This is a genomic window from Magnetococcales bacterium (genome assembly GCA_015228815.1).
Lineage (GTDB): Bacteria > Pseudomonadota > Magnetococcia > Magnetococcales > UBA8363 > UBA8363.
Genome location: JADGCV010000033.1, coordinates 24699 through 49081, shown reverse-complemented (window position 1 = coordinate 49081; position 24383 = coordinate 24699). Strand labels below are relative to the sequence as shown.

Genomic DNA, 24383 nt, shown 5'->3' with positions numbered 1-24383 from the left:
CCAATCATGCTTCGGTGGAAAACGTTCAAGCCCTGCATCCAATCCGCACGGTCCGGACAGACATGCATCACATCGAAAATCTTCACATATCAAACAAAATCCTTCCATACTCACATGGAAGCCCTCCGGCACGATCTCGATGGGCTTCACTTTCGAGATCAAAGTAATACAAATTCAATTTTTCCCCTCTCCTTTCAGTCCTGCCTCCCCCCAACCGATCAGACTCAGGTTGATCGCCTCGTCGAATCTTCATCATTGTCATCATCAAGGAAATCGAAGGTTCCTGGACTTTTCCATCGGGAAACGCTGAAGAACTTTCGCCATAAAAACGTCGATTTTTCATCTTGACTTTCGCCCGTTATAGGCTTATTGGTATATACCCTGTGGGTTCCGGACGTTGATGACTGTGTGTCAGAAATAATAAATATATCCGTTTTCATAAATCGACGTCCTCAAGACAAACCGGAAAACTCAAGCAAAAGAGTCACTTTGCCATGTCCACTACCTTGAATGAGCGTATCAAACTGGCGAGAAAACATGCGGGCATCACGCAAAAGGAACTGGCCGAACGGGTCGGCATCAGTCAAACCGCCATCCACAAACTCGAAGGAGGTGGTTCCCGCTCCTCCCGAAAAACCATTGCCATCGCCCTGACCTGCGGCGTCGATCCCATCTGGCTCGATACCGGTCGCGGTGAAATGGCCCTGCCCGGCATCGCCTCCTGTCTGGCCGACTCTCACGGCATCGGCGAGGGCGGCGTACCCCATCATTCTTATCCTCTGATCGGTCGCATCCCTTTGACCACCTGGGATGAACTGATCAAATTCGAAGGTCCCTCCATGGAACACTTCTTTCCAAACGTCACATCCTGGATCCCGGTCGCCCCAAATGCCAGCGATCGCGCGTTTGCCCTGAAAGTCGCCGATGATTCCATGGAATCGGAATTCCTCGAAGGGGAAATCATCATCATCGACCCCAAACGGGATGCCTCCCACAATCGGTTCCTGGTCGCCCGCGAAGGAATGAATCGGCCTACCTTCAAACAGTTTATTTTGCATGGAGAACAACGATATTTAAAACCTTTGAACTCGCGTTACCCATTGATCGAAGTCAAGGGTGAATTACAGGTCTTTGGATCCCTGGTGTGCAAATACAAGGAATACCATTCCTGAGCAGATTCAGGATCGCTCTCAAAATGAAACAGGCGCACCGCGCCGCACGGCGACAGCATCGCATCAAACACTTTTGTGGGATGACGGAGCGGAAACAGGATCAACCGGAGGATTGGTCGTCGTCAAGGGTGGACCGGCGCACAATCAAGGACAGGAACGCCAAACCCTGTTGGCGCATCCCGTCCCCCCCTGCGAAAAAAATGACCGGTCAGCAGTAGATCATGTCAAGGTTCACTTGTCAGCATCATCGGCGTCATCGGCTTCTTCATCGTCATCTTCTTCCATCTCGATGCCGCCGACAACCCGTCCGAGGAAATCATGCACGGCGCTTTTGATACCGAAAAGCCCCGCATTGCGCGACAGGACCGCCTCGGGATCGTCTACCGGTTCGAGCGTATAGTGCAACGGTTCATCCTCTTCGATGGTGTCTTCGAGAATGAAAATCTCGGCTTCATCCTCAAACCAGTCTTCCATCTTGAACTTGCGCGGTTCGGGAAGGCGGGTCAGGATCACCTCCTTGTTGCCGAATTCCAGGGTCACCGTCTTTCCCGGCTTGATCGAGGCAATTGCAACCGATTCCATGTTCAAAGTTCCTTTGTTCCCGCAACCTGCCATATATATGGCAGGTTGCATGTTTACATCCCACCAATGCCGCCAAGGTTCAGGAGTGGAACCCCAGGACATCGCCCATTGAATAGAGTCCCGGAGGTTTTCCCGCCAGCCATAAAGCGGCCTTGACCGCCCCTCGGGCAAACGTCATCCGCGAAGAAGCCTTGTGCGTCAGCTCGAACCGTTCCCCCTCTCCGGCAAAAAGAACGGTATGATCACCGACGATGTCGCCACCGCGAACCGTGGCAAACCCGATGGTATCGGCGCCACGTACACCCGTATGCCCCTCCCGGGCATAAACCGCCGCCTTGTCGAACACCAAACCGCGCGCCTTGGCTATGGCCCGACCCAGCCCCAGGGCCGTCCCCGAGGGAGCATCGATCTTGTGCCGGTGGTGCGCTTCGATGATCTCGATGTCAAACGATTCACCCAGGGTCCGGGCCACCTGGGCCGCAACCTGGATCATCAAATTGACACCGATACTGAAATTGGGAGAAAAAATAATAGGAATCTCCTGGGCTGCCGCGGCGATCAGCGCCACCCCATCCTCCTTCAAACCGGTCGTCCCGATCACCAGGCTTGAACGTGTCGCCCGGGCCAGTTCCACATGGCACAAGGTCGCCTGGGGTGTGGTAAAATCAATGACCACACGGCCCGGAGCAAAAAGATGCTCCGCCCGAGGTTCGATAAGCACCCCCGCCATCCCCACCCCGGCGACACTTCCCGCGTCACGCCCAAGGACATCGGAACCGTTCGTCGCACTGGCCGTCTCGCTGGCCGCCACCAAACGGCACCCTGATTGCTCCAGAACCGACTGCACCAGCATCCGCCCCATCCGGCCCCCGGCTCCGGCAATCGCGATGAGACTCTCGGTCATATTCTATTCCGTTGTTTTAATTTCATGGATGGGTCCGGGAAGGGGGAACCCCTTCCCGGTGGGGTTTGGGGCAACGCCCCAAGATTGGGTTCAACTGGCCATTTTATCGAGAAAATCCTTTACCTTATCGAAAAAGGACTTGGAATCGGGATGGGAATCGTCGTCACTGCAACTGGCCAATTCCTCAAACAACTCTTTTTGCCGCTTGTTGAGCCGCACCGGCGTTTCCACCCGGACCTCGACCACCAGGTCGCCATAAACCCCCGGACGGTTCAAATGGGGCAACCCCTTGCCGCGCAATGCCAGCCGGCTCCCCGTCTGCGTACCGGCGGGAATCACCAGACGCGCCTTGCCGCCAAGGCTGGGAATTTCCAGTTTTCCCCCCAAAGCGGCCTGGGTAAAGGTGATCGGCACCTGACACAAAAGATCGACACCATACCGCTCGAACATCGGATGCCGCGCCACATCGATCAAAATATACAGGTCCCCCGCCGGACCATTGACCAGTCCCGCCCCCCCCTCCCCGGAAAGGCGAATCCGCGTCCCGGTATCGACTCCGGGAGGAATCTTGACCGTCAATGTCTTTTCCGCCCGCTTGCGCCCCTGACCGCGGCAGGCGCCGCAAGGGTTGCGAATGATCTTGCCACGGCCACCACAGGCGGCACAGGTTCGGGCTATGGAGAAAAATCCCTGCTGGGTACGAACCTGTCCCATCCCCTGACAAGTGGGGCAGGTCTCGGGAGACGACCCCGGTTTGGCCCCCGTCCCCTTGCAACTGTCACATTCGACAATGGTGGGAATCCGGATCTTCTCTTCCGCTCCGTTCATGACGGTCTCCAGGGTGACCGTCATGTCATAACGCAGGTCCTCACCCCGCTGCGGTCCGCCGCCCCGCTCGCGGCCACCGCGGCCACCGCCGAAAATATCACCGAAGAATTCCTCGAAAATATCACCAAAGCCGCCGGAAAAACCAGAGCCGTCACCGGAAAAACCACCCCCGCCCCCCCCCTGACTCAGACCGGCATGGCCGAACTGATCGTAGATGGAACGCTTCTTGGCATCCTTCAGGACCTCATAGGCGGCGTTGACCTCCTTGAACTGGGCCTCGGCATCCTTGTTTCCCGGATTGCGATCGGGGTGGAGTTGCATCGCCAGCTTGCGATAGGCTTTCTTGATTTCATCCTCGCTGGCGTCACGCCCCACCCCCAGGGTTTCGTAATAATCTTTCGGCATCTAGGTCTCAATCTTTCTTGCCGTCCTTGACTTCCTCGAATTCGGCATCCACCACATTGTCCGCCCCACCCGGAGCGCCCTTGGGTCCGGCCTGCGCCCCCCCCGGTCCCGAGGCCTGCGCATCCTTGTAAACCGCCTCGCCCAACTTCATCGAGATTTCCATCAATGCCTGGGTCTTGGCCTCGATGGCCGCCGCGTCATCGCCACCCGAAACCGATTTAAGATCGGCAATGGCCTTCTCGATCTGTCCCTTGATCGCGGCATCGACCTTTTCACCATGCTCCTTCAAGGTTTTTTCGGTGCTGTAGATCACCGAGTCGGCCTGATTGCGCAGATCGATCAGCTTGCGATTGCGCGCATCCTCCTCCGCGTGTGCCTCGGCATCGCGCACCATCTTGTCGATCTCGGCATCCGACAGACCGCCCGAGGCCTGAATCTTGATCGACTGCTCCTTGCCCGTCCCCTTGTCCCTGGCGCTGACATGGACCAAACCATTGGCGTCGATGTCGAAAGTGACCTCGACCTGCGGCACCCCACGCGGCGCCGGGGCGATTCCCACAAGGTCGAACTGACCCAGAAGTTTGTTGTGATTGAAAAGTTCCCGCTCTCCCTGGGCCACGCGAATGGTCACCGCCGGCTGATTGTCCACGGCGGTCGAAAAAACCTGCGATTTCTTCGTCGGGACGGTCGTATTCTTGTCGATCAGTTTGGTAAAGACACCGCCCAGGGTCTCGATCCCCAGGGAAAGCGGCGTCACGTCCAGCAACAAGACATCCTTGACATCCCCCTTGAGCACCCCACCCTGAATGCCCGCTCCGATGGCCACCACCTCGTCGGGGTTGACCCCCTTGTGGGGGTCGCGACCGAAAAATTCGGTTACGACCTGCTGCACCTTGGGCATGCGGGTCATCCCCCCGACCAGGATGACCTCGTTGACATCCCGGGCGGTGATCTTCGCATCCTTCAGGGCGATCCGACAGGGTTCAAGGGTTCTCTGGATCAGATGATCGACCAGCGCTTCAAGTTTGGCCCGCGACAGGGCAATGTTCAGATGCTTCGGTCCCGAGGCATCGGCAGTGACGAAAGGAAGATTGATGTCGGTCTGCATGCTGTTGGAAAGCTCGATCTTGGCCTTTTCCGCCGCTTCCTTCAACCGTTGCAGCGCCATCGTATCTTTGCGCAAATCGATCCCGTGTTCACGCTTGAACTCTTCCGCCAGCCAGTCGATGATCGTCTTGTCGAAATCTTCCCCCCCCAGAAACGTATCGCCGTTGGTCGATTTGACTTCGAAAACCCCGTCACCGATCTCCAGGATCGAAACGTCGAAGGTTCCGCCACCCAGGTCATAGACGACGATGGTCTGCCCCCCCTTCTTGTCCAGACCATAGGCCAAAGCGGCGGCGGTCGGTTCGTTGATGATGCGCAACACCTCCAGTCCCGCGATCCGACCCGCATCCTTGGTGGCCTGGCGCTGGGCATCGTTGAAATAGGCCGGCACCGTGATGACCGCCTCGGAAACCGTCTCTCCCAGATAATCCTCCGCCGTCTGCTTCATCTTCTGCAGAATCATCGCCGACACTTCGGATGGGCTGACCTTCTTGCCGCCAAAGTTGACCCAGGCATCGCCATTGTCCGCCTTGACGATTTCGTAGGGAACGAATCCCTTGTCCTTCTGGGTCATCGGATCATCGTAACGCCGACCAATCAGCCTTTTGATGGCGAACAGGGTGTTCTTCGGATTGGTGACCGCCTGACGTTTGGCCGCCTGCCCCACCAGCCGTTCCCCCGACGCGGTCAGGGCCACCATCGACGGCGTCGTGCGGACCCCCTCGCTGTTTTCAATCACCTTGGGATCGCCACCTTCCATGATGGCCACGCAGGAGTTCGTCGTCCCCAGATCGATGCCAATGACCTTGCCCATCGCATGCTTCCTTTCCACTTGGTTCCATGATGGCGACCGGTTTGCGACCGGCCCGCCGTGACTGTTTCGGATACGATCCGCGCACTACGTCGTTGATATGGGAACGCCGGGTTCATTTGTCAAGACCCGTGCAAACTTTAATCACTCTAAAGACCCGGCATTCCCAAGGGTGTCGGATCGACTCCGATTCATTCCTTAGTCCTTGGCGACCACCACCATGGAAGCGCGCAGCAGGCGCCCATTGAGGAGATAACCCGATTGCAGCTCGGAAACAACCGCGCCGGGTGGGGTGGAATCGGCGGCGGATACCGCCACCTGCTGCACTGCCTGATGCAGATTGGGATCGAAAGGCTTGCCGACGGCTTCGATCCGGGTCACCCCATGATGCTTGAAAACCCGGTCGAGTTCCGCCTGGACCAGACGAATCCCCTCGGCCATCGCCTTCAGGGCCGGGTCCTCGCGCTCGGGCATGGCGGACAATGCCCGCTCCATGTTGTCCGCCACCGGCAGAAGATCCCGGGCGAAGCCCTCCACGGCGAAATCCCGCGCCTGCTGCACCTCCCGCGCGGTCCGGCGGCGAAGATTTTGCATGTCCGCCAGGGAGCGCAGCGTCTCGTCGCGGCTGGCGGCAAGCGCGGTTTCCAGTTCTTCCACCCGTCCCACGAGCCGGTCCACTTCCCCCGGCAATGATGGGGACTCGCCTGGAACAGCCCCCGCTTCCGACTCTTCCTCCCCCGGCAACGAATCGCCTTCATGATCCGTCCGGGCCGAAAAACCTTCCCCGTCCACGGGAACCTCGGCCTGGAAAGGGTGATTCTCCTTGATGCCATTGGTTTGATTTGGGTCAGTCATTTTCCTTCAGAGCGTCGCATTGGAGTTGATGAAAAAAACAGGTATCCATTTCAACAAGTGAACACATCGATCCGGACATCATTACGTCGGAGTCCAACCCAGGTTCCCCTCCCGGTTCCCCGAAAGAAGACGTTCCGACAACAACGCCCCCAGCGTCCTGGCGGTAAAATCGACCAGGGGAATGACATGGGCATAATCCAACCGTACCGGCCCCAGCACCCCGACCGTCCCCGGCATCAGATCACGGGAACCGGAAAACGGCGCCGCCACCACGGAACACGAATGATCCCGCACGATCCCATTTTCGGAACCGATGAACAATCGAACCCCATCCTGTCGGTCACATTCGTCCAGAAGATGAATCAGCCTGCGGTTTTCCTCAAGGACCGCCAGAAGATCACGCATCCTTCCCAGTTCCCTGCCCGAAAGGTTGCCATGATTCCCCATCTCCAAGAGATTCATCCGTCCGTTGACGATCAGGGCATCGCTTGCGGCGGTCAGGACGGGGTTTGCCAAAAGAGTGCGGCACAGATCATGATACATCCGCTCGCCCCGCTTCAGTTCACGAAGCAAGGCGTCTTTGATCTCGGTCAAGGTCCTGCCCCGCATTTCACGGCTCAGGGTTTCGCCGAAGGCATCCAGTTCCTTCTGCCGCAGGGGAGACTGGAGACGGATGACCCGGCTTTTCAGATGGCCCGATTCAGACACCAGAAGGGCCAGAATCGGAAATTCCCCCGGTCGATCGGCGCATAATTCGATGAACTGGACCCGATGGATGGCGACATCGGCCAATCGAGGCAGACGGACGATGCAGGCGTTGGGCGTCATCGCCGCAAGCACCCGGCAGACCCGAGACAGGGTCTGCTCCAGATCGAATCCATGAATCTCAGGGGTGCAGGCAGCGATGATGCGATCCTTGTCGCTGTCGGACAGTGGCGCCACCTTGAGCAGGGAATCGACGAAAAAACGGAGCCCCTTTTGCGTCGGCCTCCGACCCGCCGAGGCGTGATCCCGGATCAGATAGCCCATTTTCTCCAGTTGGGCCATGTCGGCGCGAATGGTGGCGGAGGAACAATCAAGGCCATCCATCCCACTCAGGGTTTTCGAACCAACCGCCTCCCCCTGGTAAATGGTGGCGTGAACCACACGTTGCAGAATGTCCCGATGCCGTTGTGTCAACATTGTTTGACGTCAAGATCCCGTGAATGAAACAGGCACGGTGGCGCGTCCGGCATCCATCGCATGCCCACCCCGTTGCATGAACCAGACTTTGAAAGATAACAATCCCTGGAAAGTGTGTCAACGCATGCCTTAATATCCTCCCGCCAACGGAAACTCCATGGATTCAAAAAGTCCAAATGCACACAGGGGAACTTCGAACACGTGAACGTCACCATCGTTGGAACAAATTTTGCCGCGCTCGCGGCCATCGACAGATTGCGTACACTGGACACGGGACGCACGCTGGATCTGACCGTCGTCGCGCCCAGGGCGGAATTTTTCTATCAACCCAGCCTGATCTGGATCCCCACGGGAGGAAGGTCTTCCCGTAGCCTCCATGTCCCACTGGAATCGTATTTCGCACGGATGGGCGTCCGGTTCATCGCCGCCCGGGCCACCGGGGCCCGGAATGGCGGACGCATTCTCGACACATCCGCCGGTCCCATCGCCAATGACGCCCTGCTGATCGCCTCGGGAGCGGAATACCTGAAAAAAGCCCCCGGGATCGAACGCAATGCCCTCCTGCCCTGCCATCTTACCGATGCCCTGCGTGTACGGGAGCTCCTCGAACGGATGCGGGGCGGCACCCTTGCCTTCGGTTTTGCCGGAAATCCCAACGAACCGTCCGCCGTCCGCGGCGGACCGATGTTCGAGTTCATGTTTTGCATCGAAAACCATCTGCGCCGCATCGGACGCAGAAAAAAATTCGCGCTGACCTTCTTCAGTCCGATGGCCGAGCCGGGAAAACGTCTCGGGGCCAGGGCCGTCACGGGACTGCTCGCCACCATGAAAAAAAAGGGCATCGCCACTCATCTGGGGCACAAGATCAAGGAGTTCAAGCCCGATGGCATCGAAACGGAAGGGGGGCGGGTCGCAAGCGACATGACCCTGTTCATTCCCGGCATGACCGGGCAACCCTGGTTGGCCAAGACCGGATTCCCCCTGTCTCCGGGAGGCTTCCTGGAGGCCGAGTCCACGGGATGCGTCAAGGGAACACAAAATGTCTATGTCGCCGGTGATGCCGGCAGTTTTCCCGGTCCCGACTGGCGGGCCAAACAGGCGCACATGGCCCGGTTGCAGGCCACGGCCGCCGCCGAAAACCTTTTTGCCCAACTCCATGGCAAAAAAGCGGTCCACACCTTCCGCACCGAACTGATCTGCATCGTCGATACCGAAAACACCGGTATTTTCGTCTCCAGGTTCCCTCGTTTCGGCCTGATCCTCCCGCCCCTGTACGCCATGCACCTGGTCAAACAGGGACTGGAATGGTGGAGCCTGCGACAGTACCGATAAGTCCCATTTCGTATCTCAAGGGACCGGAATACGCCACGTCGGCCCCCTTTCCGGTCCCTTTTTCATGAAAAATCGATCCCTGACCCCCGGCGGGGTGAAAAAAACGGTTAACCTTTTGCCCCGATTCTGCTAGATTGATCCATGGTGTCAGACTTCATCCTCAACCAGAAAGACATGCCCGCCATGCGCATCCCATTTCTTGCCTCCTGGGTTCAAGCGGTTCTGCAATGGCTCCAACCGACCCCCCGTTTCCAGGCGGTCCTGGTGCCCGTCCGTATCCAACCCCCGAGGCGCTTCCGTCGGCGCTAGCGTCCGCCGATTCACCCTATTCGTTTCGTCGCTCATTCAATGCCATGGGATTCCCGTGGCATTTTGTTTTCGGTGGCCCGGCCCCCCCCCTTTCCAGGCGCCCGATTCCCCTTTCCTTCGAGACCGTGTCGGACTCTTGGCATTCTCCAGAGATGCCCGACGGCTCCATGATTGATTAACTGTTTGAAATATCATCAGAAATAACTATGGGCCAGAAAATGCATTGCCGCTTCCGATTCGGACTTCAAGAGCCTGACGGAGGGTGCCATGCAAATTCCAGTCTTCCCGAAAAACGTTCCCCTTCCCCCGTCCACCCCCTGGAAACCTCAGGCCATTGGTTCCATCGCCCGGACCTCCGGCGAGCAAAGAAACATCGCCGGCCAACGCGACAACCGCTTCGAACTGCTCTTGGGACAGGTCGAACGGCGCATGGAGCAAACGTTTTCAAGGACGCCTCGACAGGACACAGGTCCTGAAACGATCAAGTTGATGACGTATCGATTCATTCCCTGATGGTTCAGGGAACTCGGCCACCCGATCTATCGCGAGAGAAAAACCATGGAAGTTGTCACTCTTTATGCAAAGCAATCCTCCGGGGAACTGTCCGCCATCTCCTTTTCCCGGGAATGGTTCGAATATCAGGCATTTCGTCCGACCGGAAAGGTCAAATGCATCCAGGGATTCCCCCACGCGACCATTCGGCAATTCGAGCGGACCGATCCCTTTGGACGCGATACCATTTGGGTCGGAGAGCCGGTTGGTTGACGCCGGATCCTCGGGGCTTCGCCCCGGACCCCACCAGGGGCTTTGCCCCTGGACCCCACCAGGGGGATGATCCCCCTGGACCCACAAAAATGTTTCATCGGCCTACAACGACGCCACCAGGGCGTTGAACGTGGGACTGGGACGCATGCTGGCCGCCAGTTTATCCGGATCGGGATGAAAATAGCCCCCCAGATCGACAGGTCGTCCCTGAACGGCATTCAGTTCCGCCAGAATTTGATCCCGATGACGATTCAGTTGGTCGAAAAATGGCGCAAAGACTGTTTTGAGTTCGGGATCCTCATCCTGTTTCGCCAACGCCTCGGCCCAGTACAAGGCCAGGAAGAAATGACTGCCGCGATTGTCCAGTTCACCCGTTCGCGGACTGGGCGAACGATTGTCGAGCAATACCCGCCCGGTCGCCTGATCAAGGGTCCTGGCCATGAGCGCCGCCTTCGGAGACCGGGAGATCAGGCTCAGATGCTCCAGAGATGCGGCCAAGGCGGCAAATTCACCCAGGGAATCCCAACGCAAATGCCCCTCATCGACAAACTGCCGCACATGTTTGGGAGCCGATCCTCCCGCCCCGGTTTCGAACAGACCACCACCATTCATCAAGGGGACGATGGAAAGCATCTTGGCGCTGGTCCCCACCTCGAGGATGGGAAACAGATCGGTGTTGTAATCCCGCAACACGTTGCCGGTCACCGAAATCGTATCCTTACCCTTACGGCACCGGTCAAGTGAAATCCGCGTTGCCTCCTCGGGAGGAAGAATGGACAGGTCCAGACCGCTGATATCGTGATCCTGGAGATACGCCCGCACCTTGGCGATCAGGCAGGCATCATGGGCCCGATGTTCATCCAACCAGAAAATGGCGGGCATGGCGCCAAGTCGCGCCCGTTCGACGGCTAATCGGACCCAATCGCGAATCGCCTCATCCCTGGTCCGACAAAGACGCCACAAATCTCCCTCCCCGACCTCATGACGCAGCAAAACCCTGCCCGAAGATGCCACGACTTCGATGGTCCCCGGTCCCGGCGCGACGAAGGTGGTGCCATGGGAGCCATATTCTTCCGCCTGCTGCGCCATAAGCCCGACATTGGCCACGCTTCCCATGGTCGCCGGGTCAAAGGCGCCATGCCTCTTGCAAAACTCGATGGCGGCACGGTAAACCCCGGCGTAACTGCTGTCGGGAATGACACACAACGTATCCCTTGCTTGGCCATCCGGTCCCCAACCCTTCCCCCCCGCCCGGATCAGCGCCGGCATGGAGGCATCGATGATGACGTCGCTCGGGACATGAAGATTGGTGATCCCCCGGTCCGAATCGACCATGTACAACGGCGGAGACCGTTCCAGACAACGGCGAACGTCCGCCTCGATTGCTCCCCCGACATCCGCGGGAAGGGTTTTGATCCGGGCCAGAAGATCGCCAATGCCATTCTTCGGATCGACCCCCAGTCCGGCCAACGTTGCCTCATGCCGTTCAAACACCTCGCGCAGATAGAGCGCCACGGCATGCCCGAAGATCACCGGATCGGACACCTTCATCATGGTCGCCTTGAGATGGATCGAAAAAAGGAGTCCTTCCTCCCGGGCGGCGGTGATCTGCTCCTGGAGAAACGATACCAGGGCGTTCCGACCCAAAAAGGTGGCATCGACGACCGCCCCATCGTGCAATGCAATCCCCGCTTTCAATACGGTATTCCGACCATCCATTCCGGTATACAGGATTCTTCCCGCGCCCGCGTCCTCGGGAGCGATGATCACGGAACGTTCATTGGCGAAGAAATCATTGCCCGCCATGGTCGCGACACGAGTCCTGGAATCACGATGCCATACCCCCATCGAATGGGGATTCCTCCGGGCATACTCCTTGACCGCACGGGGAACCCGACGGTCGGAATTGCCTTCCCTGAGGACCGGATTGACCGCACTCCCCTTGATGGCGTCATATCGCGCCCGGATTTCACGTTCTTCCGGAGTGTTCACCTGTTCCGGATAGTCCGGAACGGAATAACCCTGCCCCTGGAGTTCACGGATGGCCCCTTTCAATTGCGGCAGGGAAGCACTGATATTGGGCAGCTTGATCACATTGGCTTCCTTCGTGGTCACCCATTCCCCCAACAATGCAAGATCGTCCTCCTGTCTCGATTCAGGCCCCATCCTTTCAGAAAACGCGGCAATGATGCGCCCCGCCAGCGATATATCCTTCGTTCCCACCACGATCCCGCCTTTTTTCAAATAAGCGGCAACGATCGGGAGCAACGACGCACGCGCAAGTTCCGGGGCTTCATCGACCTTGGTATAAATGATGTCCGGGAAAACGGTTCTGGATTGTTCCGACATGTTCGCCTCCAAACGTGACAGTACTTGTTGTAGCCTCGGTTATTGGAAAAACCCGTGAGGTCCCCCCGTCATCTTCCATGCTACACCCTCCCATTCAATCCATACACATCCATTTCCTGCATCGCGACTGAAAAAATTCCATAGTCTTTGTTCAACGCATTGACGGTCCTTTCCAAAGAGGGTATTTTATGAATGGTCAAAATGGTTGGATGATCACATTGCTGATCGGTTTCAATCCTTGATCGATCGCAATCGTGAACAGTCTCGTCCGTCTCCATCAATCGGGAAAAGTACAGTGAATACCATACACAGTTCCAATTTTGAAGAAATGCCGCTCGAAGAGCTGGTCTCCTTGAGTTCCGAACTCGAAGGGGTCATCAAACGTAAACGGCGCGAGAAATCCAGACAAATTCGTTCCCAGATGAATGAACTGGCCAAGGTTGCCGGCTTCGAATCCATCGAGGATTTCATCGAAAACCAAACCGGACGCATGACCCGCAGTGACAAAGGGATGAAACTGCCTCCCAAATACCGCAACCCCGAAATTCCCGATCAAACATGGAGCGGCAAGGGACCTACCCCGAAATGGCTGCGTGAATATGAGGCAAAAGGACAGAATCGTGAAGCCTTCCGTATCGAAAATCAATCCTGAGATCACGATGTTTTCCAGTCCGGTTCTCGTGACTTCATGGCCCTGACCGCTCGATCGCTTTATAGTCCTTGGCCCCAGGTACTTTACCCCCTGAACCTCCAGGGGGTTCTCCCCCCTGGAGGCGTCATCCTCTTCATGGTTCTTTTTTCTTCAACACCCCCGCCTCGGTCAGTTTATCGGCCATGTTCTGCATGGCGGCCAACGATACCAGAAATCCCCGCAGTGACATGATGACCTGCTGCCGGTTCTCCGGAACGGGGTTTCCCTTGTCATCCTTGTCTGTCTGCGACAGACCGACAAGATTCATCCGCACCATTCCCAGATTGAAGCTCATCTCTCCGATACCCTCGACAAAGACTTCCGGAATCATTTTTCTCCTCCAATAAACCAGGTTGGCCCGATTCCCGTACATTCGGGAAATACATTCACACGTCCTCATTCCACTTTGTCACATTTGTTTCCGGAATCCATGGGAAAAATCGCTGGCGTAAAGACGCGAGACAGGATTGTCCTCGTTTTGGGCCGCATTCAACGCCGGTCCGGTGATGATCATCGCCTGACCGCCGATTCCCGCCTCCCGGCAAGAACGGGAGATGTCTTCGAGCGTTGTTCGGATGATCCGTTCCTCTCCGGGCCAGGAGGCCTTGTGGACCACGAGGACCGGCTGTTGTCCGGACCATCCGGCGCGATACAGTTCACGGGTCACCGTGTCGAGGAGGGTGGCCGAAAGAAAAATGCACAGAGTGGCTCCATGGGATGCCAAAAGGTGCAGTTTTTCCTTTTCCGGCATGGGAGTGCGCCCTTCCGTCCGGGTCAGGATCACCGTCTGGGTCACCTCGGGAAGCGTAAGGCTTTCGATGGCCGCCGCCGCCGAGGCCATGGCGGAAGAAACTCCGGGAACCACTTCCATGTCCACCCCCACCTTGCGCAGAGGCGTCGTCAATTCCGTCAATGCGCCATACAGTGAGGGATCACCCGTTTGCAACCGGACGACATTCGGCAGACGTTGCAGCCGTTCTCCAAGCCAACGCACCATCTCCTCAAGGGTCATGCCGCTCGAATCGGCCATTTCACAGTGGGCCGGAGCAAACTCCAGATGTCTGGGACTCACCAGGGAACCGGCATGGAGGATGGCATCGGCCCTCATGATGATTTCCCGTCCGCGCACGGTGATCAGATCGACCGCGCCGGGTCCCGCACCGACAATCCAAAGTTTACCCATGTTCAACAATCTCCCTGTCGCTTGCGCCCGGCCAAGCCGATGATCCCAACCAAGAAGCAACCACGTCGGGGGCGGATGGAAAATACCAATGGACGTAGGATGCTCGAACATTGTGCAAAAACAGCCCACCATCGCCGCGATCGACGACAAATGCGGGGGGAAGGGGACAGGGTTCGCGGATCGAATGGTGAAATTCATGTCCCCGCACCCCGGACCGTTCCTGGCGATACCCCAGACCGGCCAGGCGTGACGTCATGACGGTGCGCATGGGAAAAAAACCCGCCATGGGCCAGGAATCTCCCCGATGATCGACCAGATACGCCGCCAAAGCCATCATGCCGCCGCATTCGGCCAGAATGAAGCCGCCACTCCGGCCAAAATCCCGCAGCATGCCAAGGGTCGGACTTGCCGCAAGTTGCCGGGCATGCACCTCGGGATAGCCACCCGGCAGCCAGACCGCATCACTGTCCCGGGGAAGGGAATCTCCCGCCAGCGGCGAAAAAAAATGGAGCGAAGCCCCCATCCGTTCGAGACATTCCAGGTTGGCCGCATAGATGAACGTGAACGCCGCATCCTGGGCGATGGCGATTTTTTTTCCTTCGAGAGGCGTGTGTGCCGAGGAGGCCGCCACGGACGCCACCGTTGAAGCGACCTCCGGAAGAACCTGAAAACATCCAGAAAAAAGATCCCAGTCCAGATGCAGAGACCGGGCCAGACGATCCCATGACGGAGGAATAGGCGCTTCCCCGGGAAGGGTCAGTCCCAGATGCCGTTCCTGAAGTGCCAGATCTTCCTCCCGCCCCATCCAACCGATCAAGGGGGGAAGCCGATACTCAGCCAGCCAACCCGCAAGACGATCCGCATGATTCCGGCTCCCCGCATGATTGGCGAGGATCCCGGCGATTTCGAATCCTTCCGCCGCCGCCACGAAGCCCTGGACCAGGGGGACCAACGATCCCGCCATGCCGCGGACGTTGACCACCAACAACACCGGCAGTCCCAGCTGTCGCGCCAGATCCGCGGTCGATCCGGGACCACCGACGCCAGTTCGGCCATCGAACAAACCCATCACCCCCTCGACGATCCCCAGGGCCTGGCCCCGTTTTTCCCGGAACAGACGACAGCATTCCGCGGATCCCACCATGAACGTGTCCAGATTATAGGAAGGACGATCAAGAATGATCTGGTGCCAGGCGCCATCCAGGTAATCGGGTCCCGCCTTGAATGGAGCCACGGGAATTCCCTTTTGTTTCAGCAGGGCCATGAGCGCAAGGGTCACGGTGGTCTTCCCTGAACGGGACTGCGGGGCGGCAATGATAAATCCTGGTGCAATGGTCATGGACAGGCTAGGTTCTCCATAGAAGGGCATCGACAAACACTTTATTGATCCCTGCCTCCGGTTGCAACCGATGCCATGATTCCTTTCGATCCGGCGATCGGTCATACATCCGCGTTGCAAGATCGTCACGCCGCTGTCGATCGCCGGGGAACGAGGGATCGCATTTACCCGCAAAGGAAAGGCATGTGTTGGAGCATGGCGGTGGAATCCGTGAGGCGGCGGCGCGATTCGGCGGGAATCCTTCCTCATGGCTTGATCTTTCGACCGGTATCAACCCCAACGGCTATCCCGCCGCGGAAATTCCCGTGGCGGCATGGAACCGGCTGCCCGAGGCGGAGGATGGTCTGGAAGAAGCGGCCAGGGCGTATTTCGGTTGCACGGACCTGTTGCCCGCGGCGGGGTCCCAGGCCATCATTCAGGCCCTTCCGACACTCCGGGCGCGTGACGGCGCGGTGGCTGTTTTGTCACCCACGTATGCCGAGCATGCCCATGCCTGGCGCAGGGGGGGGTTCGATCTCATGGAAATCGACCGGATGACCGAATCGTTGTTGGAGCGACTGGCAGTCCTGGTCGTGGTCAATCCCAACAATCCGACGGCCCGCAGGCTGTCACGAACGACTCTCCTTTCCTGGTGGCAACGGCTCAACAATCATGGCGGTTGGTTGATCGTCGATGAAGCCTTCATGGATGCCGAGACGAACGAGAGTCTGGCGGCGGATACCGGACGGGAAGGGCTTCTGGTATTGCGCGGGATCGGCAAATTCTTTGGTCTTGCGGGGGCCAGGGTCGGTTTTCTTCTTGGTCCACGACCGGTATTGGCGTCGGTGCGGGAACAGTTGGGGCCCTGGAATGTCGCAGGCCCCTCACGATGGTTGGCCAGAATGGCACTGACCGACCGTTCCTGGCAATGCCGGGTCCGGGAATCCCTGCAACACAATGCCCAACGCCTGACGACTCTTCTGAAGGACCATGGACTGGATGTGGCGGCACGGACCGCCTTGTTTCAATGGGTCCCCCACGAGGAAAGTGCATGGGTATGGGAAGCCCTGGCCCATCAAAAAATTCTGGTCCGACGCTTCGATGCCCCGCGCGGGCTTCGCTTCGGACTGCCCGGAACCGAAATGGATTGGCTCCGTCTTGCCACGGGCCTGAAACGGATCGGTTCAATCGGGATGGTGACGAAAAAAAATGAATCACCGGCGTAAAATCTGTTTTTTATCGAGTCGAATGTTGTATATTTGACCTTATGGAAGTGGACATCACCCACATGCCCCAAGGTGAATGGGGCGTGAACGGGCGTTGGACGGAGCGCCTTGCGTGGCGCATCCACTGGAAATCGTCAATTCTTCTTGCTCATAAGGAAACGATCATGGCTACAAGTATCGATGCTGTCGCCGGTGACACCATGCAGGCCATGTTGACGGCCTATCGCAAAAGTCCCGACGTGACCGGAGCCGCCAGGCAGACCCAGGTCACGGAGATGGAACGAACCGAGACCAGCGATGAACGGGCCGTCCGCAAGGGAGAAAACGATGCCGCGGTCGTCGTCAATATTTCGCCCGAGGCCCGCGCCGAATACGAAAACAGCGCCGCGGCCAATTCTTCGGGTAATCCGACCGGGGATCCCAAAACCCAATCCTGAAATACCGACTCGGACTTTCTCCAAGGATTCTCCCTGGGGCAACCCGTGGTTGATGCCTTTGCATGAGCGACATTGCCCTCCCCCATGATCGTTTCCTGAAAATCCTTCCTCGAATCCGGGAAGAGCGGCTTGTTTGCCACGAGGTAACCATTCAGACCCCTCCCCCGCTCAAGGTACATCGGATCGAGACGTGGGGAAAAAACATCCTCGTCGCCATTCATTGGATGACATTTTTGCATCTTGACCAACGGCCCCTGTCCCGATATGTACATGGTTCCTTGTGAAACCGTTGGCAGGGGTGTGGATTGGGAATGAGACGCCCGCGTTTCTGGTCCACTGGCCGCAACGGACTTTCAACCTGAAGATAAGGAGTGCCTGGCGATGGGTGCGGACCGAAAGGAATCTTCCGCGCGGACCATGGACAGCCATGAAGACGGCGAAAGATTGTTCTCGGAAGGCGAGGATGTCCTGGCACTGATGGTCTTTTCCATCGGCGGACACTTTTTCGCCTGCCACAGCGCCGAGGTGCGCGAACTCCTCCCAGCCCAGCCCATCACCAGCGTCCCTGGCGCCCCCGATTGCTTTCTGGGCGTGATCGATGTACGCGGCGGCATCGAATCGGTGATCGACCTGCATCACCTTCTGCGACTGGAAAAACTGCAATCGGCCCGCTCGCGGCAACGCATCGTTGTCGCCAACCATGAAGGTATCGTCTCCGGATTTCTCGTCGATTCGGTGGAGGACATTCTCAACATGTCGCCGGAAGCACTCAAGGAAGTCATGTTCACACTCAATGAACAGGTCAGCGCCCTGGCTACCGGACAGATCCCCTACCGCAACGGTTACGCAATCCTCCTCGACATGGGACGGATCTTCTCCCGGGTGGGCGGTCGTTCCGATCCGGACCGTCATGGGTAATGCCGATGAACGACGATGATCTTTCCCTGGAAGGCAACCTGTCACATGCAAAAAGGTACGAAATTCTTGTGTTTTCCGTTCAGGGATTCTCCTTTGGCATCGAGAGTCATCAAATTCAAAGATTGACGGCAGTTGGCGATGTTCCCGAACAGGTGACCCTGCACTATCTGCACGAGAAACTTTCGTTCGGAACCCTGATCGGCGCCTATCGGGTGCCAACGGTGGTACTGCCACGTTCGGGCAGAGGAAACATCGGCATTCTCATTGACAACATCTCCGATTTCCACCGCCTTGATCCCTTCGAGAAGAAACCGTTACCATCCCTGATGCGATGGTACCCTTCCCTGAAGTGTATCTCCTGCATCGTCGAAATCGGCGGAAAGATGGTTTTCGTCATCGATCTCACCGAACTTGTCCGCATCGAAACCACGCAAAGAGACATGCCACTGCCCAATCAGATAAAAAAACGACGAGCCATCGATCCACCCAATATCGACCTCGGCAGCACGGCCCGCCCCGTGTCCGGATTGGCACGGGCAATCCGATGACCATGCGGTCCGCCGCGCATCCCGTGGTTTTCATGTGGTCATCGATCACGGGAAAATACCATCCATGAACACAGGCATGAGGGTGCCATGAACTTTATCAACAGGTTGAACCTGAAAAACAAATTTCTCCTCCTTTTTCTGGGACCACTGGTCGCGTTGATCTTCTATGGAGCCGATACCGTCTGGACCAAACGGATGATGCTGGTGGAAATCGACACCTACGGCGCCATGGCCAAAACCGCGCGGCAGGTCGGTCCCCTGATGCACGAAATCCAGAAGGAACGGGGCATGACCGCCGGCTTCCAGGGAAGCAAAGGGGCCAAATTCAAGGATGACCTGATCAAACAACGGGAATTGACCAACACCGAAACGCTCAAGTTCAGAGACTTCCTGCGCACCCAGAACCCCATGGTCACCAACGCCGATTTCGAGGATCTGACAAAGAAAGGACTCGAAAAGATCGATCGCCTCAACGACATTCGCTGGCAGGTGGACAGCGGCAAGATGGATATCGATGCCGCCATCGACTTCTACACCGGTTTGAACCAGTCGTTGATGGACCTCCTGAAAAAAATCGTCGTCACCGCCACCCACCCCCAGATGATGGCCCAGACCACTGCCTACCTGAATCTGCTCAACAGCAAGGAACGCGCCGGTCTGGAACGGGCCCTTCTCGGCAGCGTCTTTGCCGGCGACACTTTTCCCAAGGCCATGCGCACCAGGTTCATGACCCTGATGGCGGAACAAGGAATCTATGACGAAATTTTTCTCTCATTCGCCAGGGAAGATCAGGCCACCCTGTTTCGCAACAAGCTTTCCGGCGAAGCGATGGAAGAAATCAAACGGATGCGCAACAATGCCATCGAGAAGATGGAATCGGGAGGATTCGGGGTCGATCCGGTATACTGGTTCGACACCATGACGCATCGAATCAACCTGCTCAAGGAAATTGAACTCCAGGTCGTTCAGGATCTGGCAAGCACGGCCAACCTTCTGCGTAATGAGGCCTCGTTCGCCTCCATCGCCTACCTGGTTTTCACGGTCTTGATCGTCGGAGTCACGCTGATCCTGGGACTGATGGTGCTCGCCAACGTCCGCCGCCAGTTGGGAGCGGAACCGCCGGAAGTGATGATGGTGGCGGAACAGATGTCCATGGGCAATTTTTCCGTCCGCATGGCGGTCGATGAACACTCCGAGGGGGTCTACAAATCGCTCCACGATCTGCAAAAATACCTGGTCACGCAACTCGGCGGCGAGCCGGAAGCGGTGGTACGTTATGTCGATCGCCTTGCCGGTGGCGATCTCTCCAGTTTCAGGAGCGATGGCGCCGCCACGGGCATCTTCGCCGCCATGGGCAACATGGTGGAAAACCTCCGTGAATCGGTCGGTTCGGTCATTCAGATCAGCCGTCGCATCGTCGAGGAAAGCGACCGCATCAACCGCAATTCCCAGACGGTTTCCGATGGCGCCATCCAACAGGCCGCCTCCATCACCCAAACCGCCGCCTCCATGGAGCAGATGACCGTCAACATTCAAAAAACCACCGAAAACGCCCAAAGTACCGAAGAAATCGCCAGGGCCTCGGCCAATGAAGCAGTGGTCAGCGGCCAGGCCGTCTCCGAAACCGTCGATGTCATGAAGCAAATCGCCGAGGAAATCTCCATCATCGACGAAATCGCCCACCAGACCAGCCTTCTCTCCCTCAACGCCTCCCTTGAAGCGACCCGCGCCGGAGAATATGGCAGGGGGTTCGCCGTCGTGGCCTCGGAGGTGCGCAAATTGGCCGAACGCAGTCAATCCGCCGCCGCCAAGATCACCGCTCTTTCGACCTCCAGCGTCGAGGTCGCGGTCAAGGCGGGACGCAGTCTCCAGAAACTCGTTCCCGACATCCAGCACACCGCCGAACTGGTGCGGATGATTTCCATCGCCTCCCGTGAACAAAGCCAGGGGCTCGAACAAATCAACATCGCCGTCCAACAGCTCGATCAGGTCATCCGCAGCAACGTCAGCGCCGCCACCACCATGAGAACTTCCGCTTCGGCCCTTTCCGACAGCGCCTCGGAATTGCAAAATTCCATCGCCTTCTTCCAACTCGACGGCAGTACCCGCCTGGAGGGCACCATCAGCTCCAGCAACGATTTCTTTCCCTGGAACGACAACCTTAGCGTCGGAATCCGGGAAATGGACAAACAACACAAGCGGCTCGTTGAACTCATCAACCTTCTGGCCGGCAAGATCCAAAGCGGTCGTGCGGAAGAAGGGGTAAAACTGGTCCTCCCGGAAATCAGGGAATATACCTTGTTTCACTTCAATCAGGAGGAAGAATTGTTCACCTCCGCCGGTTATCCCGATGCCGCCAGCCACAAGGACAAACACAAGAAGGTGATCGAGCGGGTTGTCGCCTTCATCGAACAGGTGGACAAGGGAGATCTGTCCGTGGCCAACGCCTTGTTGGGTTTTCTGCGCAACTGGCTGATCAGCCACATCATGAAGGTGGATAAACAATATGGCCGGTTCATCAATGAGAAATTGGATGAATAAGGGGTTTGGACCACATCCAGGGACAAAATTCGGGTCGAGATTGGCGACATGGCTTCCATCTGGGTGGTAATCGTCTGCGACGACCGTTTCTTCGGTGAGAAACTTGGCAACGTTCTCACGGAATCGCCGGACTTTGTCGGGGCGGACTGGGTCGATTTCAGGCCGAATGTCTTGCGGCAGGCCTTGGAAGGATCACCGGATCTGGTCATTGTCGAGGTGGACGACCTCAATCCCGCCGGATTCCAGGTCATCGACCAACTGCATCAAAGATCCCTTCCCTTCATTGCCATGGCTGTGGCCGGTGATCCGGAGGCATCGCGACGCGCCATGGATGCGGGGGCCCTGGCAGTGTTCGAAAGGGAAGAGTTGTTCTCCGTCGCTGCGTGCAAAAATCTGGCACGGATGATTCACGATGCCTTCCAAGAAGCCCAATCGACGGCGTTGCCATCCGCAGTCAAGGTCGAAGCGGCGATTCCGGGACGCTCCGAGGAACCAAAAGTGGTCGTTCAAGGAAAATCGGTCGCCATTCAGGTACATCTGGTGGGCGGCAGCGTCTCCCTGGCACAATTCCTGACCCGGTCCCCCCGGATCGTCCATGTCTGGCAATCAGGGTATGGGACCGATGCGGTGGAAACGGCCCTTCGGGTTCGCCCGGATGTCCTGTTGGTCAACCTCGACCAACAGGCGATGGCTGGCCTGGAGACCATCACCCTGCTGGTGGAACGATTCAAATTGCCGTTGATGGCCTTGTGTTCCTCCATCAACGACGATACCTGCATTCAGGCCAAGAAACGCGGCGCCTGGGAAGTGATCGAAGCTTCACGGGTCCATGGCGACAGTTTCATCGAACGATTGGTAACAGCTTCCCGAACATGGAACGACCGCCACGCCGCTCCAGGTTGGCCCCCTCCCACGCCGCAAAAGTCGGAGACGACCGCGAAAGAAGCCGGCAACCAACCTCCCGGAGTCCTGGCCATTGCCAGTTCCACGGGCGGTCCCAAGGCGTTGGTCACCTTCCTCGCGGCGCTGCCCGGCGATTTCCGTCATCCGGTACTGATCGCCCAACATATCCATCCCGACTACATCGACGGTCTGGAAACATGGCTCCGTCGCGCCACCCGACTTGATGTGGCGGTCGTGGAACATGGAACCCGGGTCACCCCGGGAACCATCCATCTCGCTCCGGCAACCGGAAACATGGAGATCAGAGACAAGGGAGTGATTGTCTTGTCACCAAGAAGAACCGACGATGTTTATACCCCCTCTTGCGACCGGCTTCTGAGTTCCGCGGCCCGGGTATACGGTTCCCAGGCCATCGGAGTCATCCTGACCGGTATGGGACAGGATGGCGTCGCGGGAATTGCCGCCATCAAGAACGCGGGTGGATACACCCTGGCACAGGACCGGGAAAGTTCGATGGTCTTCAGCATGCCGGGAACCGCCATCGAGAAAAAATTGATCGACGCTGTGGGAACCCCGGAGCAATTGGGCATGCTTGTCATCAAACAGGTGTACGGAAAATGGCCCCTCTGAATCGGAAACTCGAAAACCTGGGGCCGGAACGCCTGGAGCACTTCAAACGTTACCTGAAGGAAAAATGCGGCCTGATCTTTGTCGGCAACAGGGAAACCCTGTTGGTCACCGGGCTCAAGGAACGCCTGGTCGCCACCCGGTGCAAATCATGGGATCATTACAAAAACATCCTGGAAAACAAGGCCGGAGAACTGGACCAGCTTACCGCGCTGCTCACGGTCAACGAATCCTATTTCTTTCGTGAGGCAGGGCAGCTGGAACTCTTGTCGCGATTGCTGTATCCGCGGCGGCGTGGCCAGGGACGGTTCAGGATTCTCAGTGCCGGTTGTTCCAGCGGCGATGAACCCTACTCCATCGCCATGGAATTGGTGCGGGGCCTGGGAATGGACGCCTTTGCCAATGTGGAGGTCATGGGTTGCGACATCGATCCTGTCATCCTGGCCCGGGCCCGCGAGGGAATCTACAACGAGTATGCCTTTCGCGGTCTGGATCCTGAAATCCGCAAGCGGTTTTTCACCCCCCTCGGTGACGGTCGTCATCAAGTGATCGATTCCATTCGCAATCGGGTCGACTTTCACCAGGTGAATCTTGCCGGAAACCTTGTTCCCGAAGCGTTGAACAACCTGGACGCGATTTATTATCGCAATGTTTCCATCTATTTCGACAAACCCACCCAGAAACGGATCTTTCATCGTCTGGCGGGACTCCTGCGACCTGGAGGGGCCCTGGTGGTAAGCGCCACGGAAATCTTCAGCCACAACCAATTTCTCGAAGGTGGCGGCCATGGCCTGGCGCGCCAGGAATGGAATTCGATTTTGTTTTTCCAGAAGGAAGAGCGCCGCGCCAGCCCGACTCCGGCGACGCCGCCCGCTCCCATTCCCGTCAATCGCGAAACGGTCGCCCCGTCCATGAACGACGGAACACCGGCATCCACCACACCGGGGGATCCCATGAAAACAATTGGACTGAAAGCTGGCCAATTGTTACGGCAAAACCGTTTTGCCGAAGCCCGACAATACTGTCGCGACATGCAGAAGATCGATGCCCTGGCGGTGGAAAGCCATTTGATCATGGGACTTGCGGACCGGCACGATGGTGACTACGACGGAATGATCACCCATTTTCGCAAGGCGGCCTATGCCGATGCAAAAATATGGACACCGCATTTTTTCATGGGCGAGGCATTCACTGCCCTGGGACTGTTGCCGATGGCCAAACGATCGTATCAAACCGCCCTGTCCCGCCTTGCAAAGTTCGGCATCGGCGAAACCGGACTGCCTTTCCATCCCTTGAGTTTGTCGGAAGAAGAACTCATTCATTTATGCCGGATTCGGGTGCAATCGCCCGCTACCCCTGGACCTGAACGTACCTGACACGGGGAGGAGAA

22 protein-coding genes are annotated in these 24383 nt (G+C 57.6%); 12 read left to right on the top strand and 10 right to left on the bottom strand.

From position 1 onward, the window contains the following. Nucleotides 1–494 precede the first annotated feature (494 nt). Nucleotides 495–1172: a helix-turn-helix domain-containing protein gene (locus tag HQL76_13625; GenBank protein MBF0110205.1), complete on the top strand. Its 678-nt coding sequence runs from the start codon at nucleotides 495–497 to the stop codon at nucleotides 1170–1172. Between the two features lie 231 nt (nucleotides 1173–1403). On the opposite strand, the gene HQL76_13620 is transcribed toward HQL76_13625, so the two are convergent. From HQL76_13620 to hrcA, 6 genes are all read right to left on the bottom strand, one after another. After that, nucleotides 1404–1754 (bottom strand): hypothetical protein, encoded by a 351-nt coding sequence (locus HQL76_13620; GenBank protein MBF0110204.1) that lies wholly within the window; start codon nucleotides 1752–1754, stop codon nucleotides 1404–1406. 79 nt (nucleotides 1755–1833) lie between these two features. Further along, nucleotides 1834–2658: a 4-hydroxy-tetrahydrodipicolinate reductase gene (gene dapB, locus HQL76_13615; GenBank protein ID MBF0110203.1), complete on the bottom strand. Its 825-nt coding sequence runs from the start codon at nucleotides 2656–2658 to the stop codon at nucleotides 1834–1836. A 90-nt stretch (nucleotides 2659–2748) separates the two neighbouring features. Next, nucleotides 2749–3891 carry a molecular chaperone DnaJ gene (gene dnaJ, locus HQL76_13610; protein ID MBF0110202.1) on the bottom strand — a complete coding sequence of 381 codons (1143 nt, stop codon included), beginning with the start codon at nucleotides 3889–3891 and terminating at the stop codon, nucleotides 2749–2751. A 7-nt stretch (nucleotides 3892–3898) separates the two neighbouring features. Continuing rightward, nucleotides 3899–5812: a molecular chaperone DnaK gene (dnaK, locus tag HQL76_13605; GenBank protein MBF0110201.1), complete on the bottom strand. Its 1914-nt coding sequence runs from the start codon at nucleotides 5810–5812 to the stop codon at nucleotides 3899–3901. A gap of 195 nt (nucleotides 5813–6007) precedes the next feature. Then, complete coding sequence (gene grpE, locus HQL76_13600; protein MBF0110200.1) at nucleotides 6008–6664, bottom strand: nucleotide exchange factor GrpE; 657 nt, start codon at nucleotides 6662–6664, stop codon at nucleotides 6008–6010. A gap of 81 nt (nucleotides 6665–6745) precedes the next feature. Beyond that, nucleotides 6746–7846: a heat-inducible transcription repressor HrcA gene (gene hrcA, locus HQL76_13595; protein ID MBF0110199.1), complete on the bottom strand. Its 1101-nt coding sequence runs from the start codon at nucleotides 7844–7846 to the stop codon at nucleotides 6746–6748. A gap of 201 nt (nucleotides 7847–8047) precedes the next feature. On the opposite strand from hrcA, the gene HQL76_13590 reads away from it, so the two are divergent. The 3 genes from HQL76_13590 to HQL76_13580 all read left to right on the top strand — a co-directional run bounded on the left by HQL76_13590 (nucleotide 8048) and on the right by HQL76_13580 (nucleotide 10252). Next, complete coding sequence (locus HQL76_13590; GenBank protein ID MBF0110198.1) at nucleotides 8048–9178, top strand: FAD-dependent oxidoreductase; 1131 nt, start codon at nucleotides 8048–8050, stop codon at nucleotides 9176–9178. Nucleotides 9179–9754: 576 nt separating this feature from the next. Then, complete coding sequence (locus tag HQL76_13585) at nucleotides 9755–10000, top strand: hypothetical protein (GenBank protein MBF0110197.1); 246 nt, start codon at nucleotides 9755–9757, stop codon at nucleotides 9998–10000. Between the two features lie 45 nt (nucleotides 10001–10045). Beyond that, nucleotides 10046–10252, top strand: coding sequence for a hypothetical protein (locus HQL76_13580; GenBank protein ID MBF0110196.1), 207 nt, complete (start codon nucleotides 10046–10048; stop codon nucleotides 10250–10252). A gap of 102 nt (nucleotides 10253–10354) precedes the next feature. On the opposite strand, the gene HQL76_13575 is transcribed toward HQL76_13580, so the two are convergent. Continuing rightward, nucleotides 10355–12601 (bottom strand): NADP-dependent isocitrate dehydrogenase, encoded by a 2247-nt coding sequence (locus HQL76_13575; GenBank protein ID MBF0110195.1) that lies wholly within the window; start codon nucleotides 12599–12601, stop codon nucleotides 10355–10357. Between the two features lie 295 nt (nucleotides 12602–12896). Between HQL76_13575 and HQL76_13570 the strand changes: the two genes are divergently transcribed. Continuing rightward, nucleotides 12897–13253, top strand: coding sequence for an H-NS histone family protein (locus HQL76_13570; GenBank protein MBF0110194.1), 357 nt, complete (start codon nucleotides 12897–12899; stop codon nucleotides 13251–13253). 133 nt (nucleotides 13254–13386) lie between these two features. Here the strand turns inward: HQL76_13570 and HQL76_13565 are convergent, their stop codons facing one another. The 3 genes from HQL76_13565 to HQL76_13555 all read right to left on the bottom strand — a co-directional run bounded on the left by HQL76_13565 (nucleotide 13387) and on the right by HQL76_13555 (nucleotide 15814). Continuing rightward, complete coding sequence (locus tag HQL76_13565; GenBank protein ID MBF0110193.1) at nucleotides 13387–13623, bottom strand: hypothetical protein; 237 nt, start codon at nucleotides 13621–13623, stop codon at nucleotides 13387–13389. A 78-nt stretch (nucleotides 13624–13701) separates the two neighbouring features. Then, nucleotides 13702–14475, bottom strand: a complete 774-nt coding sequence (gene cobM, locus HQL76_13560; protein ID MBF0110192.1) for a precorrin-4 C(11)-methyltransferase — start codon at nucleotides 14473–14475, stop codon at nucleotides 13702–13704. Next, nucleotides 14468–15814, bottom strand: coding sequence for a cobyrinate a,c-diamide synthase (locus HQL76_13555; GenBank protein MBF0110191.1), 1347 nt, complete (start codon nucleotides 15812–15814; stop codon nucleotides 14468–14470). Before HQL76_13555 ends, cobM begins: the two co-directional genes overlap by 8 nt. Before the next feature lie 185 nt (nucleotides 15815–15999). On the opposite strand from HQL76_13555, the gene HQL76_13550 reads away from it, so the two are divergent. The 7 genes from HQL76_13550 (at nucleotide 16000) to HQL76_13520 (ending at nucleotide 24369) form a co-directional block, all read left to right on the top strand. Beyond that, nucleotides 16000–17019 carry a threonine-phosphate decarboxylase gene (locus tag HQL76_13550; GenBank protein ID MBF0110190.1) on the top strand — a complete coding sequence of 340 codons (1020 nt, stop codon included), beginning with the start codon at nucleotides 16000–16002 and terminating at the stop codon, nucleotides 17017–17019. A 164-nt stretch (nucleotides 17020–17183) separates the two neighbouring features. Beyond that, on the top strand, nucleotides 17184–17456 hold the full coding sequence (locus tag HQL76_13545; GenBank protein ID MBF0110189.1) for a hypothetical protein: 273 nt from the start codon (nucleotides 17184–17186) through the stop codon (nucleotides 17454–17456). 381 nt (nucleotides 17457–17837) lie between these two features. Next, nucleotides 17838–18374, top strand: coding sequence for a purine-binding chemotaxis protein CheW (locus tag HQL76_13540; GenBank protein MBF0110188.1), 537 nt, complete (start codon nucleotides 17838–17840; stop codon nucleotides 18372–18374). Nucleotides 18375–18379: 5 nt separating this feature from the next. Next, nucleotides 18380–18922, top strand: a complete 543-nt coding sequence (locus tag HQL76_13535; protein ID MBF0110187.1) for a hypothetical protein — start codon at nucleotides 18380–18382, stop codon at nucleotides 18920–18922. 87 nt (nucleotides 18923–19009) lie between these two features. Continuing rightward, nucleotides 19010–21463: a bacteriohemerythrin gene (locus HQL76_13530; protein MBF0110186.1), complete on the top strand. Its 2454-nt coding sequence runs from the start codon at nucleotides 19010–19012 to the stop codon at nucleotides 21461–21463. A gap of 48 nt (nucleotides 21464–21511) precedes the next feature. Then, nucleotides 21512–22996, top strand: a complete 1485-nt coding sequence (locus HQL76_13525) for a hypothetical protein (protein ID MBF0110185.1) — start codon at nucleotides 21512–21514, stop codon at nucleotides 22994–22996. Continuing rightward, the gene (locus HQL76_13520; protein MBF0110184.1) at nucleotides 22984–24369 is read left to right on the top strand and encodes a protein-glutamate O-methyltransferase CheR; all 1386 of its coding nucleotides are present in this window, start codon (nucleotides 22984–22986) and stop codon (nucleotides 24367–24369) included. The genes HQL76_13525 and HQL76_13520 overlap by 13 nt, the downstream gene beginning before the upstream one ends. Nucleotides 24370–24383 lie beyond the last annotated feature (14 nt).

Excerpts from the sequence above, each read along its gene's own strand:
- grpE (MBF0110200.1), bottom strand. The coding sequence starts at position 6,664 with ATGACTGACCCAAATCAAACCAATGGCATCAAGGAGAATCACCCTTTC.
- HQL76_13520 (MBF0110184.1), top strand. The coding sequence starts at position 22,984 with ATGGCCCCTCTGAATCGGAAACTCGAAAACCTGGGGCCGGAACGCCTG.
- HQL76_13575 (MBF0110195.1), bottom strand. The coding sequence starts at position 12,601 with ATGTCGGAACAATCCAGAACCGTTTTCCCGGACATCATTTATACCAAG.
- dapB (MBF0110203.1), bottom strand. The coding sequence starts at position 2,658 with ATGACCGAGAGTCTCATCGCGATTGCCGGAGCCGGGGGCCGGATGGGG.
- HQL76_13565 (MBF0110193.1), bottom strand. The coding sequence starts at position 13,623 with ATGATTCCGGAAGTCTTTGTCGAGGGTATCGGAGAGATGAGCTTCAAT.
- HQL76_13545 (MBF0110189.1), top strand. The coding sequence starts at position 17,184 with ATGGCTACAAGTATCGATGCTGTCGCCGGTGACACCATGCAGGCCATG.
- HQL76_13555 (MBF0110191.1), bottom strand. The coding sequence starts at position 15,814 with ATGACCATTGCACCAGGATTTATCATTGCCGCCCCGCAGTCCCGTTCA.
- dnaJ (MBF0110202.1), bottom strand. The coding sequence starts at position 3,891 with ATGCCGAAAGATTATTACGAAACCCTGGGGGTGGGGCGTGACGCCAGC.
- cobM (MBF0110192.1), bottom strand. The coding sequence starts at position 14,475 with ATGGGTAAACTTTGGATTGTCGGTGCGGGACCCGGCGCGGTCGATCTG.
- hrcA (MBF0110199.1), bottom strand. The coding sequence starts at position 7,846 with ATGTTGACACAACGGCATCGGGACATTCTGCAACGTGTGGTTCACGCC.
- HQL76_13530 (MBF0110186.1), top strand. The coding sequence starts at position 19,010 with ATGAACTTTATCAACAGGTTGAACCTGAAAAACAAATTTCTCCTCCTT.
- HQL76_13535 (MBF0110187.1), top strand. The coding sequence starts at position 18,380 with ATGAACGACGATGATCTTTCCCTGGAAGGCAACCTGTCACATGCAAAA.
- HQL76_13625 (MBF0110205.1), top strand. The coding sequence starts at position 495 with ATGTCCACTACCTTGAATGAGCGTATCAAACTGGCGAGAAAACATGCG.
- HQL76_13580 (MBF0110196.1), top strand. The coding sequence starts at position 10,046 with ATGGAAGTTGTCACTCTTTATGCAAAGCAATCCTCCGGGGAACTGTCC.
- HQL76_13585 (MBF0110197.1), top strand. The coding sequence starts at position 9,755 with ATGCAAATTCCAGTCTTCCCGAAAAACGTTCCCCTTCCCCCGTCCACC.
- HQL76_13525 (MBF0110185.1), top strand. The coding sequence starts at position 21,512 with ATGGCTTCCATCTGGGTGGTAATCGTCTGCGACGACCGTTTCTTCGGT.
- HQL76_13620 (MBF0110204.1), bottom strand. The coding sequence starts at position 1,754 with ATGGAATCGGTTGCAATTGCCTCGATCAAGCCGGGAAAGACGGTGACC.
- HQL76_13540 (MBF0110188.1), top strand. The coding sequence starts at position 17,838 with ATGGGTGCGGACCGAAAGGAATCTTCCGCGCGGACCATGGACAGCCAT.
- dnaK (MBF0110201.1), bottom strand. The coding sequence starts at position 5,812 with ATGGGCAAGGTCATTGGCATCGATCTGGGGACGACGAACTCCTGCGTG.